Genomic DNA, 15,872 nt, shown 5'->3' with positions numbered 1-15,872 from the left:
CGCAGAGATAGCCGGGCACGGTGCAGCCTGGGAAGGTGCAGCCACGATCCTTAGCGTGCAGCACAATTCGCTGGGCCGGTGAGGCCAGGCGTCTGGTGTGATACAGCGCCAGAGCTTTGCCCTTGTCGAAGATCGCCAGATAGTGGTGGGCATGGGAGCCCAGCCGGATCACATCAGACATCGGCAACACGGTGCCGCCGCCGGTCAGCGCTTTGCCCGCGGCCGCTTCGAGTTCACGCAAGGTGGTGGTGACGATGATCGAGGCCGGTAATCCGTTGTGTTGGCCGAGGTCGCCGGAGGCCAGCAGGGTGCGGCCGGCCGCGACGAGGGCGTCGTGGTTGCGCTGGGCGGCGCTGCGGGTGTCGCCCTGGATGGCGGACTGTGACGCGGTGCCGCTGACACTCGGCTCGATATCGTCTGGGTTGCACATGCCGGGCGCGGCCAACTTCGCGAAGACCGCGTCGATGGTCGCCCGCGCCTCGGGCGTCAGGTAGCCCCGGATCGGGGACATGCCGTCCAGATCCTGCTTGCCGATGGTGATTCCGCGCCGTCGGGCCCGGTCGTGGTCGGTGAAGTCGCCGTCGGGGTTGAGGCAGTCGGTGAGTTTGTCGGCCAGTCGGGCCAGTTCGTCGGGGCGGTGCTCACCGGCCAGCCGGGCCAGCTGGGCCTCGGCCGTGGTGCGGGTCTCGAGATCGACGACATCGGGCAGCCGGTGGATGAAGCCGCGGATCACCGCGACATGGCCGGCGCCGATCTCGCCGTTGCGTTGGGCTGCGGCGGTGGCCGGTAGCAGCGGCTCCAGGGGTTCACCGTTGAGTGCGGTGCGCTCGCCCAAATCGGCGGCGTCGTGGATGCGCCGCGATGCCTCGGCGCGGGTGATCCGCAACCGGTTGGCCAGTGCGGCGGCCAGCGTGCCGCCCAACTCGGTCGGGGTCGGCTTGCTCGGCGAGTTGGTTGATCAGCGCGTGTTCGACGGTGGGTTGCCAGCGGCGCAGCTGTTCCCACCGCTGCAATACCCGCAGCCGTTCGGGGGTGGTCAGCACATCGAAGGTCAGGTCCAGGGCGCGTTTGTAGCCGGCCTCGAGCGCGTCGAGGACCTCGACGACCTCTTCCCGACTACTAGAACGCATGTTCGAATAATAACGAACCCGTCCGACAAGTTTTGGACCGGGAAACTAAAGTGACACAAGTGGTTTCAGTGACAAAGTTGCCTGTGGTTAAGTGGTGGCCGTGAAGAACCTGTTAGCTGTGCTCGCATCATTGGCCGGACTCGCGGTCACCGCCAATGGCTATCAGCCGATGAGCAAGCGCGGTTACCTCTCGATGTACGCATTCAGCTTCGGGGTGTTCGCGACAGAGCTGCCCCTGCAATTGCTCGTCAGTCAGTTTGCGCTGCTGGCCGCCGTCACCCGCAAGCTCTCACCGCGGCTGCGCCGATTCAGCTGGCTGGTGTCGGCACTGTCGTGGTTGGGATTGGTGGGCCTGCACCGCATCGGCGCGCAGGCCGACCAGCCGCTCAAGGCTGCACTCGACGCGGGGCTGGGTCCCGATCGCCGGACCGAGTCGGGCGATCTGTGGAAGCGGCCGGCGGGCGCGGGTACGGCTAAGTCTCCCGGCGTGCTCCGCATGGCGCGGGTCTACGGCAGCTACGCGCATGACACCGATATCAGCTACGGCGAACATGGCGCCCGCAACCACCTCGACATCTGGCGGCGCCCCGACCTCGACCGCGGCGGCCGGGCGCCGGTGCTGCTGCAGGTACCCGGTGGCGCATGGATGGTAGGAAGCAAACGGCAACAGGCATATCCGTTGATGAGCCACCTGGCCGAGTTGGGCTGGGTGTGCGTGGCGATCAACTACCGGCTCAGCCCGCGCTCCACCTGGCCCGACCAGATCGTCGATGTCAAACGTGCGCTGGCATGGGTCAAGGAGCACATCGCCGAGTACGGCGGTGACCCGGACTGGGTCGCGATCACCGGCGGTTCGGCTGGTGGGCACCTGTCGTCACTGGCGGCCCTCACCCCGAACGATCCGCAATTTCAGCCCGGCTTCGAGGACGCTGACACCAGTGTGCGAGCGGCCGTTCCGTTCTACGGGCTCTACGACTTCACCATGAACGACGCGATCCACCCGTTGATGGCGCCGACGCTGTCGAAGTACGTCTTCAAACTGAGGCGACCCGACATTGTTGATGCGTTTCGCGCCGCGTCGCCAATCACCTACGTAAATCCGGACGCCCCACCGTTTTTCGTGCTGCACGGCCGCAACGACTCACTGATCCCGGTCGAGCAGGGCCGGGCATTCAGCAAGCGGCTGCGGGAAGTCAGCCGCCAGCCGGTCGCCTACGCTGAACTGCCGTTCGCGCAGCACGCATTCGACATCTTCGGGTCCGTCCGCGCAGCGCATGCGACAGTGGCGGTCGAGCAGTTCCTCGCCGAGATCTACTCGAAACGACAGGTTTCGGTCTAGCTCGACGACGGTCGAGGGCTGCGCTTGTCGAGTAGCGCGATGACCTGTGCAGCCAATCGACATGCGTTGGCTCGTCGATAGCGCGAGTCATAGCGGGAGCCCCTCTCGTTCGGCGTCTGCGCGGTAACGATCCACCCATTCGTCGGAACGCTTGTCCGCCTGCCGTTCCAGCACGGGCTCCGGCGCGAGCCGCGGGTCGAGCCCCAGTGACTCGAGGACATCGCCGACCACCTGAGTCAGGTTGCGCCACAACACCGGATACGGAATCTCCATCGGCTTGACGTTCTCTTCGGCGAACCAGTTTCGCCAGCCCTCTTCCTGGCTGCGCAGCATCGTGATGACGTGCGCGATGGCGCCCGCGTGATACGTGGCGCGTGCATCGCGGACGGGATCGGGCCGCCCACGCCAGACCCGCGTCTGGACCGCCCGCCAGAACGACACCGCCTGCGACACCACGTCCGGCCGGTAGACGTAGATCAGCAAAGGCTCTTCGCCGACGACGTCGCGGATGGCAGCGAGCAGGCCGTCGCCGGATCGATCCGGCAGCCCGCGGGCCCGGTCCAGCAGTAGCGGTGTCTGGTTCCACATGAGCTTGCCGCCCCACACGCCGTTCGGTGTCCGTCCGACGGTCCGAATGTAGTCACGCCATATCTCCGGCGGGGCGAGGTCAGGCTTGCCCGCGTCGAACGGGTCGAGCAGACGCAAAATCGACTCGTCCTCGACACCGGCGAACCACTGGCGCGGCTGTGGTGATTGGCTTGTGTTCGGCAGGTATTGGAAAAACTCCTGTGGCTCCCCGGCCACGCCGGTTGCTCGTAGCGATTCGACCAGCAGGGTGCTGCCGCTGCGCTGCGAGGCCAGCACCAAGTATGTCGACGGGCAATCTGTCACCAGCAAAGCCTAGCTGACGGAAAATTGTTGCAACTCTTCCAATTACCTTCACGCTGAACATAACTGTTGTGCGAATTCGGACCGATTTCACGAGATCCGTTCGGCGGCTCGAAGTGCAAGTGAAAGCAGCAGCCTGACATCGGGATCGGCCAGCGATGTCGACAGCAAGGTCTCGATCCGGCGGGTCCGGTAGCGCACGGTATTGGGGTGGACGTGCAGCTCCGCTGCCGCCGCGGCGACGTCGCCGAAGCTGTCCAGATACGCCCGTAGCGTCTGGACCAGAGCCGGGTCGTGGGCATGCAGTTCGCGCACCCTGGGGTCGACCAGCCGCTCGTCGGCGCCGACTATCGTGACGATCTCGTCGAGCAGCACGGTGGTCCGCGCTTCGGCAAGCGAGGTCACCGCGGCAAACGAATCCGGATGGCGCTCAGCGCTATCCAGCACGCGATCCACGTCGGCACGCACCGCGGGCAGGCCGGCCAGCCCGGGCAGCGGCGCGGCGACGACCACGCGCAACTGCAGTCCCAGCTCGGTCTGCAGGGCGTTGATTGTGCCGCGAATCCAGGAGTGCAGCGACGACCGCTTCGTCGTATCCGGAAGCAAGACGTACACCCGCGATCCGAGCGAGGCGACCTGTGCGTCCGCACGAAAAGCATTGGCGCTCAATGCCAAGACATCGGCCAATCGGCCGTGGCCGCGCGGGCCGTGAAAACCGATCAACGCGGCATTACCGTCGGCGACGATCCCCAATTCACGCGTGATCGTGTCCACGTCAACAGATCCGAGGTCGGCCAGGCCCAGCAGCTGCTGGGCGCGCAACGTATGCGTCGACGGCTTGGCCGCCAGCCGCGACATGATGCGGGCCGCCAGTACTGCGCCTCCTCGCAGCACCTCCTCGGCATCCTCCGCCAGCGGCCGCGAACCCTGCTGTACCCAGATCGTGCCGGCGAAATCCGGTGCGCGGCGGGCGTCGAAGCCCGGTTGATGAATGCCGACGGCCAGCCGTGGCCGCAGTCGCAACTCCGGCCGCTCGGCGACCCGGACCACGTCGCCGCCGGCCCTTAGCGCGTCGAAGATGCCCCATTGGCCGATCCACTTCAGGTGCTCGGGAGGACCGGCCCGACCCAGGATCGACAGCCGCCGCAAGTCGTCGGCTTCGTCGTTGGATGCCGAATAGGCCAACACGTGGGACTGCGCGTCTTCGATGCTGACCATGCCGTGAATACGGTCGGCGAGCGACTGCGCCAGGCCGAACAAGTCGGTGCCGGAGTCGTTGCGGGGATCGGTGCGATCGCCGTGGTGTTCGAGGACGTGGTTGACCAGCCGATACAGTCGCTCCCAGCGGGCCCGCGGTTCGACGGCCACCACAGCTGTCCCCGTAGCGACGGCCCGGGCGACCAAGGCGTCGGAGGGCTCCTTGGCGAAGATGGCGACCGGCGGTTGCCCGGCCGGGCCGGTGGCAAGCTTCTCCAGCCAGCTCTGGGCTTGCTCGTCGGCCACGCCGAGTAGGAAGAACACGTCGGCCGAGTCCGCGCCGCGGCCCATACCGAGCCGCACGTCGTCGGAGTCGATCAACGCCGCGGACGCGACAGCCAGGTCCAGGCCGCGCGGCGCCTCGACCAAGCTCGCGATGGTCGTATCCAGGGCCAACAGCAGTTGGCCGAGTCCCACGCCGGCGGGCTGCATGTTGTCCGATTGTACTAGCAAGCCCGCATCATCTTGGCCGATAGGCCAAGCCGATCGAGTGTCGTCGCTGAGATCCTTTTAGACATGGACGCCATCACCCAAGTGCCGCCGCCCGTCAACGAACCAATCCACGACTACGCACCGAATTCGCCCGAGCGCACCCGGCTGCAGACCGCACTCGCCGCGTTGGCCGATCACCCGATCGACCTGCCGCACGTCATCGGCGGCAGCCATCGCATGGGCAATGGGGAGCGGATCGACGTCGTGCAGCCGCACCGGCACGCGGCCACGCTGGGCACGTTGACCAACGCCCAACACCGCGACGCCGCCGCCGCCGTACAGGCTGCGTCGTTGGCCCGAACACATTGGGCGGCAACCCCGTTCGACGAGCGGGCGGCGATCTTCCTGCGAGCGGCGGATCTGCTTGCCGGTCCGTGGCGCGAGAAGATCGCGGCGGCGACCATGCTTGGCCAGTCCAAAACCGCCTATCAGGCCGAGATCGACGCCCCCTGCGAGCTGGCCGATTTCTGGCGGTTCAACGTGGACTACGCCCGCCAGATTCTGGCGCAGCAGCCGACCAGCGTGCGGGGGGAATGGAACCGCACCGACTACCGTCCACTGGACGGATTCGTCTATGCGATAACGCCGTTCAACTTCACCGCGATCGCCGCGAATCTGCCCACCGCGCCGGCGCTGATGGGCAACACCGTGGTGTGGAAGCCGTCGGTGACACAGACGCTGTCGGCCTACCTGACCATGCAACTGCTGGAGGCGGCCGGACTGCCACCCGGGGTGGTCAACATGGTGACCGGCGACGGCTATGCGGTATCGGAAGTAGCACTGGCAGATCCGCGACTGGCCGGCATCCACTTCACCGGATCGACGGCGACGTTCCAGCGGCTGTGGCAGCAGGTCGGCACCAACGTCGAGCACTACCACAGCTATCCGCGGCTGGTGGGGGAGACCGGCGGCAAGGACTTCGTCCTCGCGCATAGCTCGGCGCGGCCGGATGTACTGCGCACCGCGCTGATCCGCGGCGCCTTCGACTACCAGGGGCAGAAGTGCTCGGCCGCCTCGCGGGCCTTCATCGCGCACTCGGTATGGCAGCAGATGGGCGACGACTTCTTGGCCGCCACCGCCGAGCTGAAGTTCGGCGACGTCGCCGACCTGACCAACTTCGGCGGTGCGCTGATCGACGAGCGGGCCTTCGCCAAGAACGTCACTGCTATCGAGCGCGCGAAAAGCGCGCCCGGCGTCACGATCGCCGTCGGCGGCGAATACAACGACAGCGAAGGCTATTTCGTCCGCCCGACGGTGCTGCTGTCCGACGATCCGACTGACGAATCGTTCGCAACCGAGTACTTCGGCCCGCTGTTGTCGGTCTACGTCTACCCCGACAACGAGTTCGAACGTGTCCTCGACGTCATCGACACCGGATCGCGCTACGCCCTGACCGGGGCGGTGATCGCCGACGACCGCGATGCGGTGCTCGCCGCACAGAACCGGCTGCGATTCGCGGCGGGCAACTTCTACGTCAACGACAAGCCGACCGGTGCGGTGGTGGGTCGCCAGCCGTTCGGCGGATCCCGCGGTTCGGGCACCAACGACAAGGCCGGCTCCGCAATGAATCTGCTGCGCTGGACGTCCGCCCGCTCGATCAAGGAGACGTTCGTTCCGGCGACCGATCACACCTATCCGCACATGGCGGCGCAATGATGTCCGGCCTGTTCACCAAGACGCTGCGCCCGGCGATACTGGCCGCCAGTCGCTCGCACGGATTGCGGCACACCGCTGAGCGGTTCCCGGTTACCCGTAAGGTGGTGCACCGCTTCGTGCCCGGTGCGACGTTGGAGCGGGTGCTTGACAGCGCTGGCGCACTGCGGGATTCGGGCCGGTTGGTCAGCATCGACTATCTCGGTGAGGATGTCACCGATATCGACGGCGCGAACGCCACCACACGTGCCTACCTCGAGCTGCTCGACGCGCTGGGCCGGCGGCCGGATGCCGGCCGTGACGGCGTGCGCGCTCTGGAGGTGTCGCTGAAGCTGTCCGCGCTGGGACAGGCGCTGGACCGAGACGGCGAAACGATCGCACTCGCGAACGCGCACGCCATCTGCGAGCGGGCCGAACAGGTCGGGGCCTGGGTGACGGTGGACGCCGAGGACCACACCACCACGGATTCCACCTTGTCGATCGCCGCTGACCTACGGACCGACTTCCCGTGGCTGGGTGTGGTGCTGCAGGCCTACCTGCGACGCACGCACGGCGACTGCGAACAGTTCGCGGCGTCGGGGGCCAGGGTCCGGCTGTGCAAGGGCGCCTACGACGAACCGGCGTCGGTCGCCTACCGGGATGCCGCGGCGGTCACCGCCTCGTATCTGCGCTGTCTACGGGTGCTGATGGCAGGGCCGGGATACCCGATGGTTGCCACCCACGACCCGGTGATCATCGACGCGGTGCCCGCAATGGCGCGCGAAACCGGCTGTAATCCAGCTGATTTCGAATACCAGATGCTGTATGGCGTCCGCGATGCCGAGCAGACGCGGCTGGTGTCGGCGGGCAACCGGGTTCGGGTGTACGTGCCGTTCGGCACTCAGTGGTACGGGTACTTCATGCGGCGACTGGCCGAGCGACCGGCCAACCTGACGTTCTTCATGCGGGCGCTCGCCGAGCGCGGTCACTGACCGCGGCGTGGCCGCGGGCGGTCGTTGGCGAACCCCTGAACCACGTGCGCGCGCACAAAGTCGGCGACGACCTCTGGGTCGTCCATGTCGAGCGTCGATGACGGTGTGCTGAACAGCGAGAACAGGATTCGGGCGAACCATTCGCCCGCCGACTGGATGTCGAGGTCTTTGCGTACCTCGCCGGTGATCTTGGCTGCGGCAAGGTGCGGACCGAGGAAGTCGACGCATTCGCGCAACAAGACCGCGGCGTCTTTGGTGAGCAGCAGGCTGATCGCCTCTTCGTCGAAGTACTTCTCGGAGGCGATCACCCGTCGGGCCTGGGTCACGAATACCGCTGCGCGGCTGAGCTTGTCCTCCAGCGAGCCACCCCGGTCCATGGCCAGAGACATCTGCCGATAGAACTGCTCGGAGGTGTGTTCGGCGCACGCTTCGACGATGGCGGCCTTGTCGCGGAAGTACTCGTAGATGGTGCTGCGGGAAACGCCCGCCGCCTTGGCGATATCCACGATCGTTGCCTTCTGCATTCCTTCCTTGCGGAAGCAGGCAAATGCGGACTCGACGATCAGCTCGCGGGTATCGGCTGCGGTGGCTTGGGTCATAAAGGCGTCCTAACCGCCGGCGAGGATCAGTCCGCTGGTCGGCACGCCGGTCCCCGAAGTGACCAGGACGTGTTCCACGTTGTCGACCTGGTTGTGCGAGGTTCCGCGGACTTGGCGCACACCCTCGGTGATGCCGTTCATCCCGTGGATGTAGGCCTCGCCGAGTAGCCCGCCGTTGGTGTTGATCGGCAGTTCGCCACCCAGCGACAACCGCTGCACGGTGGCGAAGTCTTTGGCTTCGCCACGTTCGCAGAATCCGAGTTCCTCGAATTGGGTGAACACGAACGGCGTGAAATGGTCATAGATGAACGCGGTTTGGATGTCTTGCGGCTTGAGGCCGGAATCGCGCCAGAGCTTGTCGGCGACCACCCCCATCTCGGGTAGACCGGTGATGTCGTCGCGGTAGTAGCTGGTCATCATCTCGCCGTTGTAGGCCGCGCCCTGCGCGGCCGCGGAGATGACGGCCGGCGGCTGACGCAGGTCGCGGGCACGCTCGGCGCTGGTGACGACCAGCGCGACCCCGCCGTCGCTCTCCTGGCAGCAATCCAGCAGTCGCAGAACCGGTTCGATGATCCACCGCGAATTCTGGTGGTCTTCGAGCGTGATCGGTCGCTCGAAGAACCACGCGTCGGGGTTGGTGGCCGCGTGGGCCCGGTCGACCACGGCGATCCGGCCGAAGTCTTCGTTGGTCACCCCGTACGTCGACATGTAGCGCTGGGCGTGCAGCGCGACCCACGCTGCGGGAGTGAGCAATCCGAACGGGGCGTAGTGCGCCATGAACAGCGGGGTCTCCGCGCTGGTGCGTCCGCTGCCGCCGAAACGGAAGCCCGACCGTTCGTTGAAGGCGCGCCAGCACACCACTACGTCGGCGACTCCGGCGGCGACCGCCATCGCGGCATGGGCGACTGTTCCAGCTGCCGCCCCGCCACCGTGGGGGACGCGGGAGAAGAAATTCAGATCGCCGATGCCGACGTTGCGCGCGACGTCGATCTCGTCGCTGGAATCCATGGTGAACGTCACCATGCCGTCGACGTCGCTGGGTAACAGGCCGGCGTCATCGAGTGCAGCACTGACCGATTCGCACGCCAATTGCAGCTCGCTGCGGCCGGATTCCTTGGAGAACTCGGTCTGGCCGATGCCGGCGATGGCCGTGTTCCCGGCCAGCTTCGACGGCGCTGCAGTCATGCTTGGGCTCCGTCGAGCAGGCTCACGACGGCGGTGCCGGAGACGTGATTGCCGAGGCTGTTGGCAGCCTGGAAGGTCACCTCGACGAAGTTCTCGCCGCCGGATCCTTCGGTCTTGCCGGTGACGCTGCCGGTGAAACGCAGCGGGTCGTCCGGAAACGACGGCACGCCAAGGCGAATCGCCAGCTTGGTGATCATGGCCTCGGGCCCGGCCCAGTCGGTCAGGAAACGCACGCAGTAGCCGTTAGAGGTCAGGATGTTCATAAACAGGTTGGGCGATCCCTGCTTGTTGGCGTAGTCGCGGTCGTGGTGCACCGGCATGAAGTCGCGCGACGCGATCGCGCCGGCCACGATCATCGTGGTGGTGACTGGGATCTCCAGCGGAGTGACCTCGTCGCCCACATCGATGTCGCTCCAACGCAAGGTGTCGGTGCGGGATTTGGCGGTCGTCATAGCCGTCCTTCCGGGTATGTGCTGCCGAGGTGAACCAGCTGCTGAGTGGCTGACCCCAAGGTGAGTTCGTTGTGTTTGGCCCACAGGAAATAGCGATGCAGGGGATAGGTGGTGTCGATCCCGATCCCGCCGTGCACGTGCTGAGCCGTGGCGGCGATCCGGGCGCCGGCTTCAGCGGCCCAGAACTTCGCGACGCGTGCCGCACGGTCTGCAGGCCGTCCCTCTGCGACCAGCCAGGCCGCGTGCCAGGTGGTCCAGCGGATCGCCTCCAGGTCGATGAAGCCGTCGGCCATCCGTTGCTGCACCGCCTGGAAGCTGCCGATCGGGCGGCCGAATTGCTCACGGCCCGAGGTGTATTCGGCGGCCATCCGCAAGGCGCGATCCGATACGCCAACCTGGATCGCGCACAGGCCGATCAGCGCGCGGGTGTACAGCGATTCGACCAGTTGATTGCCGTCAAGCTTGTCCACGTCGGAAACCATTGCTCCATCAAGCAATACGTCCGCGTGCGGTTCGCGGTTGGTAGTCGGCACTGGCCGGATCTCGACGCCCTGGGCATCCGTCGGCAGCAGAAACAAGCCCACCTCACCGCAATCTATTCTGGCCGGAATCAGCAGGGTATCGGCGAGCTGGCCGAACGACACCAGCTCTTTGATGCCATCCAGCCGCCACGTCCCGCCGTCGCGACGGGCCGTGGTGACCGGTCGGCTCGGGTCGGAGTGGCCGGGCTCGTGCAGGCCGGCGGACAGGACGCAAGTGCCGTCGATGACGCCGGGCAGAAAGCGTTGCTGTTGCTCGGGGCTGCCGTGCCGGGCGATCGGGTCGGCGCCCAGCAGCAGCGTCGGATACGCAGGCACTGGAGCCACCGCGAATCCCACTTCGGCCAGCAGGACGCCGAGTTCGATGAAGCCACCGCCGTTGCCGCCCAACGACTCCGGTAACGCGGTGCCTAGCAGGTCGACACCGGCCAGCTCCTTCCACAGCTCGGCGTCGTAGCGGAACTCGCCGGCCTCGACTTCGGTCAACCGCTCCGGAGTGGCTCGCCGTTCAAAGACGTCAGCGGCCAGCTTGCGGATCGTCTCCTGCTCTTCGGTGAACGTGAAGTCCACGTCAACCAGCCGGCCGGAACTGGTGCAGCACAAGGTCTCCGTCGAACTCTTGGAAATAAACCTCGACCGCCATCCCGACCCGGACGTCGGCCGGGTCGATGTCGGTCAGGTTAGAGACGATCCGGACGCCCTCGTCGAGCTGCAGCAGCGCGACGATGTAGGGATAGTCGAAGAACGGGAACTGCGGTTGGTGCGGCATCACGTAGCTGTAGACGGTGCCGCGGCCCGACGACTCGATCGCTTCGGTGTCCAGCGAGCGGCACTTCGGACACATGGGCTGCGGTGGATTGCGCACCGTGCCACATCCCTTGCAGCGCTGGATCAGCAGCTTGTGCTCGCGCAACCCGTTCCAGAAGAACTCGGTATCCGGGCTGATCGTCGGCGCCAGTCGGGTCGCCATCAGCGGGCCGGCTTGAATCGCAGGACCCGAAACCGCTGGCGCCCCAGCACCTCGCCGTGCTGATCGGTGTAGGTGAGCACCCAGGTCAGGAAGAAGCCGGTGCCCAGCGCCGTCGTCTTCTCGTCGGATACTTCCTCGTACACCGAGGTCGCGCTGATGACGTCGCCCAGCTTGGGGTAGCGGTTGATCTCGAACTCCGAGTTCGTCGCCACGATGCTGGTGTATCCGGCCTCGTCGAGAAACGCCGTCGGGTTGCTGGTGATTTCGACAGGGGAGCCGCCGCGTTCACCGATCCCTTCGAGTTTCGGGGCCGGCATGGTCCAGGTTTGCAGCATCACCGGTGGTGACACGATGCCGCCGAACCGGGACTTCGCCGCGAACTCCGGATCGAGGTACACCGGGTTCATGTCGTTGAGTGCATACGCCCAGTGCCGGATCATCGGCTGGTTGACCGGATCCGGTGCCAGCGACGGTTTTCCGGAGCCGCCGGTGTGCTCGCCGACGAGTGCCTTCAGCCTACTGTGCAAGTCAGTGTTGGTCACTGAGTCGATCCTCCTGATTTGTCGGTTGCGCACTGGGCCGTTGAGCGAAGGTCACGTGGAGCTCGTGGCATGCCCAATCCGGCCATCGCTATGATGTCTCGTTGGATTTCGTTGGCGCCGCCGCCGAAGGTGCTGATGACCGCGACCCGGTAAGCGGATTCCAGCGCGCCGCGCAGCGGGGCGTCGGCGCCGCGACGTAACCCGTTGTGGTCCAGCACCTCTAGCAGTTGGCGGGCGACCAGTGGAGCCAGCTCGGTGCCGAAGACCTTCGCGGCCGAGGCCTCGCCCATATTGAGCACGCCCTTGGTCATCGCGGCGTTCACCCGAAGGTTGATCAGCTTGTAGGCCGCGACCTCCGCCTCGACCCGGGCCAGCGCCTGCTGCACCCAGGGCTTGTCGATGACCCGGCGACCGTCGAGTTCGGTGTCGCGCGCCCACTGCAGCGTCTTTTCGAACAGCGGCTCGAGCGCACCGAGGTTGCCCAGGGCGGCGCGTTCGAAGTTCAGCTGGGTGGTGATCAGTTGCCAGCCCTGGTTTTCGCCCGCCACGATCGCGCTGGCCGGCACCCGGACGTTGTCGTAGAAGGTGTAGAAGGTGGAGACGCCCGGCATGGTGCGCAGTGGCTGCCAGGAGAATCCGGGCGACGAGGTCGGCACGATGAAGATCGAAATGCCCTTGTGCTTCTTGACGTTCGGGTCGGTGCGGGCGGCCAGCCAGATGTAGTCGGCGTACGCCGCGCCACTCGTGAACATCTTCTGGCCGTTGATCACGTAGTCGTCGCCGTCGCGGACGGCGTTGGTGCGCAACGACGCCAGGTCGCTACCCGCCCCCGGCTCGGAGTAGCCAATGGCGAACTCGACGCTGCCGTCCAGGATCGCCGGCAGGAACGTCTGCTTCTGCTCCTCGGTGCCGTAGTGCATCAGGGTGGGCCCGACGGTGTTGAGCGTCACCAACGGGATCGGCGCGTTGACCCGTCTGGCCTCCTCGGCGAAGATGAACTGCTCGATGGCCGAGAAGCCACGTCCACCAAACTCTTTGGGCCAACCGACGCCGAGCAGGTCGGCCGCTGCCAGCGCGCGCACGCAGTCGCGTACCGCGGGGCCGCCCTCCATGCGCTCGCTGACGGCAACCTGCCGTTCCGGGGTCATCACCTGTTCCATGGTTGCGCGAATCTCGTCGCGCAGCCGCTCTTGTTCGGGTGTGTAGTCGAGTCGCACCGGTCAGGCCCCCAGCCGTACCGGCATTCGCTTGACCCCGGGCACCATGGTGGCCCGCATCCGGTCGACCTCGCCGACCAGTTCGAGTCGGGGGAAGCGGCCCAGCAGCTCCTCGAACATCACCGTGGCCTCCAGGCGCGCCAATTGTGCGCCGATACAAGAATGTTCGCCGCACCCGAACGCGATGTGCGGGTTGGGGTGGCGGGTCACCTTGAATTCTTCGGAGTCGGCGCCGAACACGTCTTCATCGCGGTTGGCCGATCCGTACAGCATCACCACCACGTCGCCTTCGGCGATGCGCTGGCCGCGGATCTCGACGTCGGCGGTTGCCGTCCGGGCCATGTGCACCACCGGGCTGTTCCACCGCAGCATCTCCTCGACAGCGCTGGGGATCAGCGAAAAATCGTCGATCAGCAGGCGTTGCTGATCGGGATGAGCGATCAACGCCAGCGTGCCCAGCGCGATCAGATTGCGGGTGGTCTCGTTTCCGGCCACCAGCAACAGGAACGCAAAATTCAGCAGGTCTTCGTCAGTGAGCCGCTCGCCGTCGATCTCGGCGCCGGCCAGCACCGAGAGCAAATCGTCGCGCGGCTCGACTCGCCGTGCGCCGATCAGCTTTTGGAAATACTCGTACAACTGGCCGGCAGCCACCAGCGGGTCGAGTTCGATCTCCGGGTCGGAGATTCCGGTGGACGCGTCCGACCAGGCCCGGAATTGCTCCCAATCGTCGGGCGGCGCACCGATCAACTCGGCGATCAGGCGGGTAGGCAGCGGAGCGGCGATCTCCTCGGCGAACTCGTGCACCGAATCCAGTTCCACGCTGTCGAGGATGCCGCGGACGATCTCGCGGATTTTCGGCTCGAGCACGGAAACGCGGCGCCTGGTGAAGCCGGAGTTGATCAGCTTGCGCATCTGCCGGTGCCGCGGCGGGTCGGTGAAGATCAGGCTCCCCGGCTGCACCGGGCTGGGCATCGCCGGGTCAGGGATGGTGATGCCCTGGGTCGAGGTGAACGCGGCTGGGTTGCTGGAGACGAACCGGATGTCCTCGTATTTCAGCAGCGCCCAGAAGTTGGTGACGTCGTTCCAGCACACCGGCGCCGTCGCGCGCAGCTCGCGGTACGCGGGATAGGGATCGCCGGCGTAGAAGTCCGGCGAATGCAGCGGGACGGTCGAGTTGGACTTCGTGTGCACCCAGGCCTCCTCGACGCGTGATCGTACATTTGCATACGATCTGTCCGGTGCACCCTGTTTACTCTGATGGCACTGGCGATGTCAATATGCTTGCTGTTGAACTGAACTAGTTTCACCGAATGCAGCTGAACGAAGGCGAGCATTGACGGCGGCGGCCCGACAGGTGTAGACCAAACGTTGAGCCGCCGGACCGTCCAAAGGCCCCGGATGTCTAAAGGCCCCGGATTTCTAAAGGAGGGGATATGGCTGAGCCACGCTCGTTGATCGACACCTACTCGGTCTACATCGATGGCCAGTGGGTCGAACCCGACAGAGCTGCTGGGGCCGGGGGCCGCTACGACGACGTCTGTCCGGCCACCGAGGCGGTGATCGCGTCGGCGCCCGACCCCAGCCATGCCCAAGTCGACCGTGCGATCGCGGCGGCCAGGAACGCCTTCGACTCGGGGCCATGGGCCGACACCGGACCCGAGCAGCGGGCCGCGTTCCTCAACCAGCTGGGCGAGGCCCTGCTGGCGCATGCCGACGATTTTTACGCGTTGGCGCAACAGGAGTGGGGCTGTACGGCCAACGAGCGAGTGATCCACGTCGAAGGGCCGGCGTTTGCGGCGCTGAACGCGGCCGAACTCGCCACCCATCCCATCGAGGAGCCGATCGACGCCTTTGGCGCCGCGGGCAAGACGCTGCTGCGCTACGAGCCGCTCGGCGTGGTGTCGATCCTGACGCCCTGGAATTTCCCGCACACCCTCAACGTGATGAAAGTCTGCGCCGCGCTGGCCGCCGGCAACACCGTCGTGCTCAAGCCTTCGCCGCTGGCTCCGCTGGCCGGGTTGGCGCTGGCCCGAATCATCGACGAGCACACCGATATTCCACCGGGTGTGGTCAATGTCGTGACCCCGACCGACATCGAATCCAGCAAGCTGTTGACCGTCGACCCGCGGATCGACATGGTCAGCTTCACCGGGAGCTCGGTGGTCGGCCGTGAGGTGATGGCCGCGGCCGGCGGGAAGATGAAACGGCTACTGCTCGAGTGCGGCGGTAAGTCGGCCAGCATCGTGCTTGATGACGTCGCGCTGGATGATGAACTGCTGCAGCGAATGTTGTTCGAATCGTGCTCATTTCATGCCGGGCAGGCCTGCATTCTGCACAGCCGGATGCTGCTGCCCGACGCGATCCACGACGAGGTGGTCGATCGGCTGGTCGCGATGGCCCGGGCGGTGAAGGTCGGCGATCCCACCGATCCCGACGTGCAGATGGGCCCACTGATCAGCGCCGCACAGCGCGAACGCGTTCAGGCACACGTCGATCAGGCACTCAACGACGGCGCCAAGCTGGCGACCGGTGGCGGTCGGCCGGCCGGTTTGAACGGTGGCTACTACTTCGAGCCGACGATTCTCACCGAGGTCACGCCGGACGCCACCATCGCGCAGGAAGAGGTATTCGGGCCGGT

Annotated in this window: 14 protein-coding genes and 1 pseudogene; 4 read left to right on the top strand and 11 right to left on the bottom strand. The window is 66.0% G+C overall.

Annotated features, from left to right (window positions below; translation table 11 throughout):
• A pseudogene (locus VGH54_RS15145) lies at positions 1-1,130 on the bottom strand (13E12 repeat family protein); the annotation flags it as partial.
• 94 nt (positions 1,131-1,224) lie between these two features.
• On the opposite strand from VGH54_RS15145, the gene VGH54_RS15140 reads away from it, so the two are divergent.
• Positions 1,225-2,469, top strand: a complete 1,245-nt coding sequence (locus VGH54_RS15140; RefSeq protein WP_414688718.1) for an alpha/beta hydrolase fold domain-containing protein — start codon at positions 1,225-1,227, stop codon at positions 2,467-2,469.
• Between the two features lie 87 nt (positions 2,470-2,556).
• Here the strand turns inward: VGH54_RS15140 and stf0 are convergent, their stop codons facing one another.
• Both stf0 and VGH54_RS15130 read right to left on the bottom strand, forming a co-directional pair.
• A complete protein-coding gene (gene stf0, locus VGH54_RS15135) occupies positions 2,557-3,360 on the bottom strand; it encodes a trehalose 2-sulfotransferase (protein ID WP_331512859.1) in 804 nt (267 codons plus the stop codon).
• Positions 3,361-3,447: 87 nt separating this feature from the next.
• Positions 3,448-5,046, bottom strand: a complete 1,599-nt coding sequence (locus VGH54_RS15130) for a PucR family transcriptional regulator (RefSeq protein WP_331512858.1) — start codon at positions 5,044-5,046, stop codon at positions 3,448-3,450.
• An 84-nt stretch (positions 5,047-5,130) separates the two neighbouring features.
• Here VGH54_RS15130 and pruA point away from each other — a divergent pair, with 84 nt between their 5' ends.
• Together pruA and VGH54_RS15120 are read left to right on the top strand one after the other, a co-directional pair.
• Positions 5,131-6,762 carry an L-glutamate gamma-semialdehyde dehydrogenase gene (gene pruA, locus VGH54_RS15125; protein ID WP_331512857.1) on the top strand — a complete coding sequence of 544 codons (1,632 nt, stop codon included), beginning with the start codon at positions 5,131-5,133 and terminating at the stop codon, positions 6,760-6,762.
• The gene (locus tag VGH54_RS15120) at positions 6,762-7,730 is read left to right on the top strand and encodes a proline dehydrogenase family protein (protein ID WP_331512862.1); all 969 of its coding nucleotides are present in this window, start codon (positions 6,762-6,764) and stop codon (positions 7,728-7,730) included. Before pruA ends, VGH54_RS15120 begins: the two co-directional genes overlap by 1 nt.
• Here the strand turns inward: VGH54_RS15120 and VGH54_RS15115 are convergent.
• Genes VGH54_RS15115 through VGH54_RS15080 form a run of 8 tightly spaced genes read right to left on the bottom strand, consistent with a single transcriptional unit; the run spans position 7,724 to position 14,395 of the window.
• Positions 7,724-8,329: a TetR/AcrR family transcriptional regulator gene (locus tag VGH54_RS15115; protein WP_331512856.1), complete on the bottom strand. Its 606-nt coding sequence runs from the start codon at positions 8,327-8,329 to the stop codon at positions 7,724-7,726. The two genes, VGH54_RS15120 and VGH54_RS15115, sit on opposite strands and share 7 nt — an antisense overlap.
• Before the next feature lie 9 nt (positions 8,330-8,338).
• Positions 8,339-9,514: a lipid-transfer protein gene (locus VGH54_RS15110; protein WP_331512854.1), complete on the bottom strand. Its 1,176-nt coding sequence runs from the start codon at positions 9,512-9,514 to the stop codon at positions 8,339-8,341.
• Complete coding sequence (locus VGH54_RS15105) at positions 9,511-9,966, bottom strand: MaoC family dehydratase (RefSeq protein ID WP_331512853.1); 456 nt, start codon at positions 9,964-9,966, stop codon at positions 9,511-9,513. The genes VGH54_RS15110 and VGH54_RS15105 overlap by 4 nt, the downstream gene beginning before the upstream one ends.
• Complete coding sequence (locus tag VGH54_RS15100) at positions 9,963-11,075, bottom strand: acyl-CoA dehydrogenase family protein (protein ID WP_331512852.1); 1,113 nt, start codon at positions 11,073-11,075, stop codon at positions 9,963-9,965. The genes VGH54_RS15105 and VGH54_RS15100 overlap by 4 nt, the downstream gene beginning before the upstream one ends.
• Before the next feature lies 1 nt (position 11,076).
• Positions 11,077-11,475 carry a Zn-ribbon domain-containing OB-fold protein gene (locus VGH54_RS15095; protein ID WP_331512851.1) on the bottom strand — a complete coding sequence of 133 codons (399 nt, stop codon included), beginning with the start codon at positions 11,473-11,475 and terminating at the stop codon, positions 11,077-11,079.
• The gene (locus VGH54_RS15090) at positions 11,475-12,026 is read right to left on the bottom strand and encodes an FAS1-like dehydratase domain-containing protein (protein ID WP_414688719.1); all 552 of its coding nucleotides are present in this window, start codon (positions 12,024-12,026) and stop codon (positions 11,475-11,477) included. The genes VGH54_RS15095 and VGH54_RS15090 overlap by 1 nt, the downstream gene beginning before the upstream one ends.
• Positions 12,014-13,234 (bottom strand): acyl-CoA dehydrogenase family protein, encoded by a 1,221-nt coding sequence (locus VGH54_RS15085; RefSeq protein WP_331512849.1) that lies wholly within the window; start codon positions 13,232-13,234, stop codon positions 12,014-12,016. The genes VGH54_RS15090 and VGH54_RS15085 overlap by 13 nt, the downstream gene beginning before the upstream one ends.
• Positions 13,235-13,237: 3 nt before the next feature.
• A complete protein-coding gene (locus VGH54_RS15080) occupies positions 13,238-14,395 on the bottom strand; it encodes a cytochrome P450 (RefSeq protein ID WP_331512860.1) in 1,158 nt (385 codons plus the stop codon).
• Positions 14,396-14,667: 272 nt separating this feature from the next.
• Here VGH54_RS15080 and VGH54_RS15075 point away from each other — a divergent pair.
• A partial coding sequence (locus VGH54_RS15075) for an aldehyde dehydrogenase family protein (RefSeq protein WP_331512848.1) occupies positions 14,668-15,872 on the top strand: 1,205 nt, incomplete at its 3' end.

The organism is Mycobacterium sp. (assembly GCF_036488105.1).
In the GTDB taxonomy this organism is placed as follows: Bacteria; Actinomycetota; Actinomycetes; order Mycobacteriales; family Mycobacteriaceae; genus Mycobacterium.
The sequence above is the reverse complement of the archived record's forward strand: the minus strand, read 5'-3'. Positions and strand labels throughout refer to the sequence as shown.

Excerpts from the sequence above, each read along its gene's own strand:
- VGH54_RS15130 (WP_331512858.1), bottom strand. The coding sequence starts at position 5,046 with ATGCAGCCCGCCGGCGTGGGACTCGGCCAACTGCTGTTGGCCCTGGAT.
- pruA (WP_331512857.1), top strand. The coding sequence starts at position 5,131 with ATGGACGCCATCACCCAAGTGCCGCCGCCCGTCAACGAACCAATCCAC.
- VGH54_RS15120 (WP_331512862.1), top strand. The coding sequence starts at position 6,762 with ATGTCCGGCCTGTTCACCAAGACGCTGCGCCCGGCGATACTGGCCGCC.
- VGH54_RS15115 (WP_331512856.1), bottom strand. The coding sequence starts at position 8,329 with ATGACCCAAGCCACCGCAGCCGATACCCGCGAGCTGATCGTCGAGTCC.
- VGH54_RS15110 (WP_331512854.1), bottom strand. The coding sequence starts at position 9,514 with ATGACTGCAGCGCCGTCGAAGCTGGCCGGGAACACGGCCATCGCCGGC.
- VGH54_RS15105 (WP_331512853.1), bottom strand. The coding sequence starts at position 9,966 with ATGACGACCGCCAAATCCCGCACCGACACCTTGCGTTGGAGCGACATC.
- VGH54_RS15095 (WP_331512851.1), bottom strand. The coding sequence starts at position 11,475 with ATGGCGACCCGACTGGCGCCGACGATCAGCCCGGATACCGAGTTCTTC.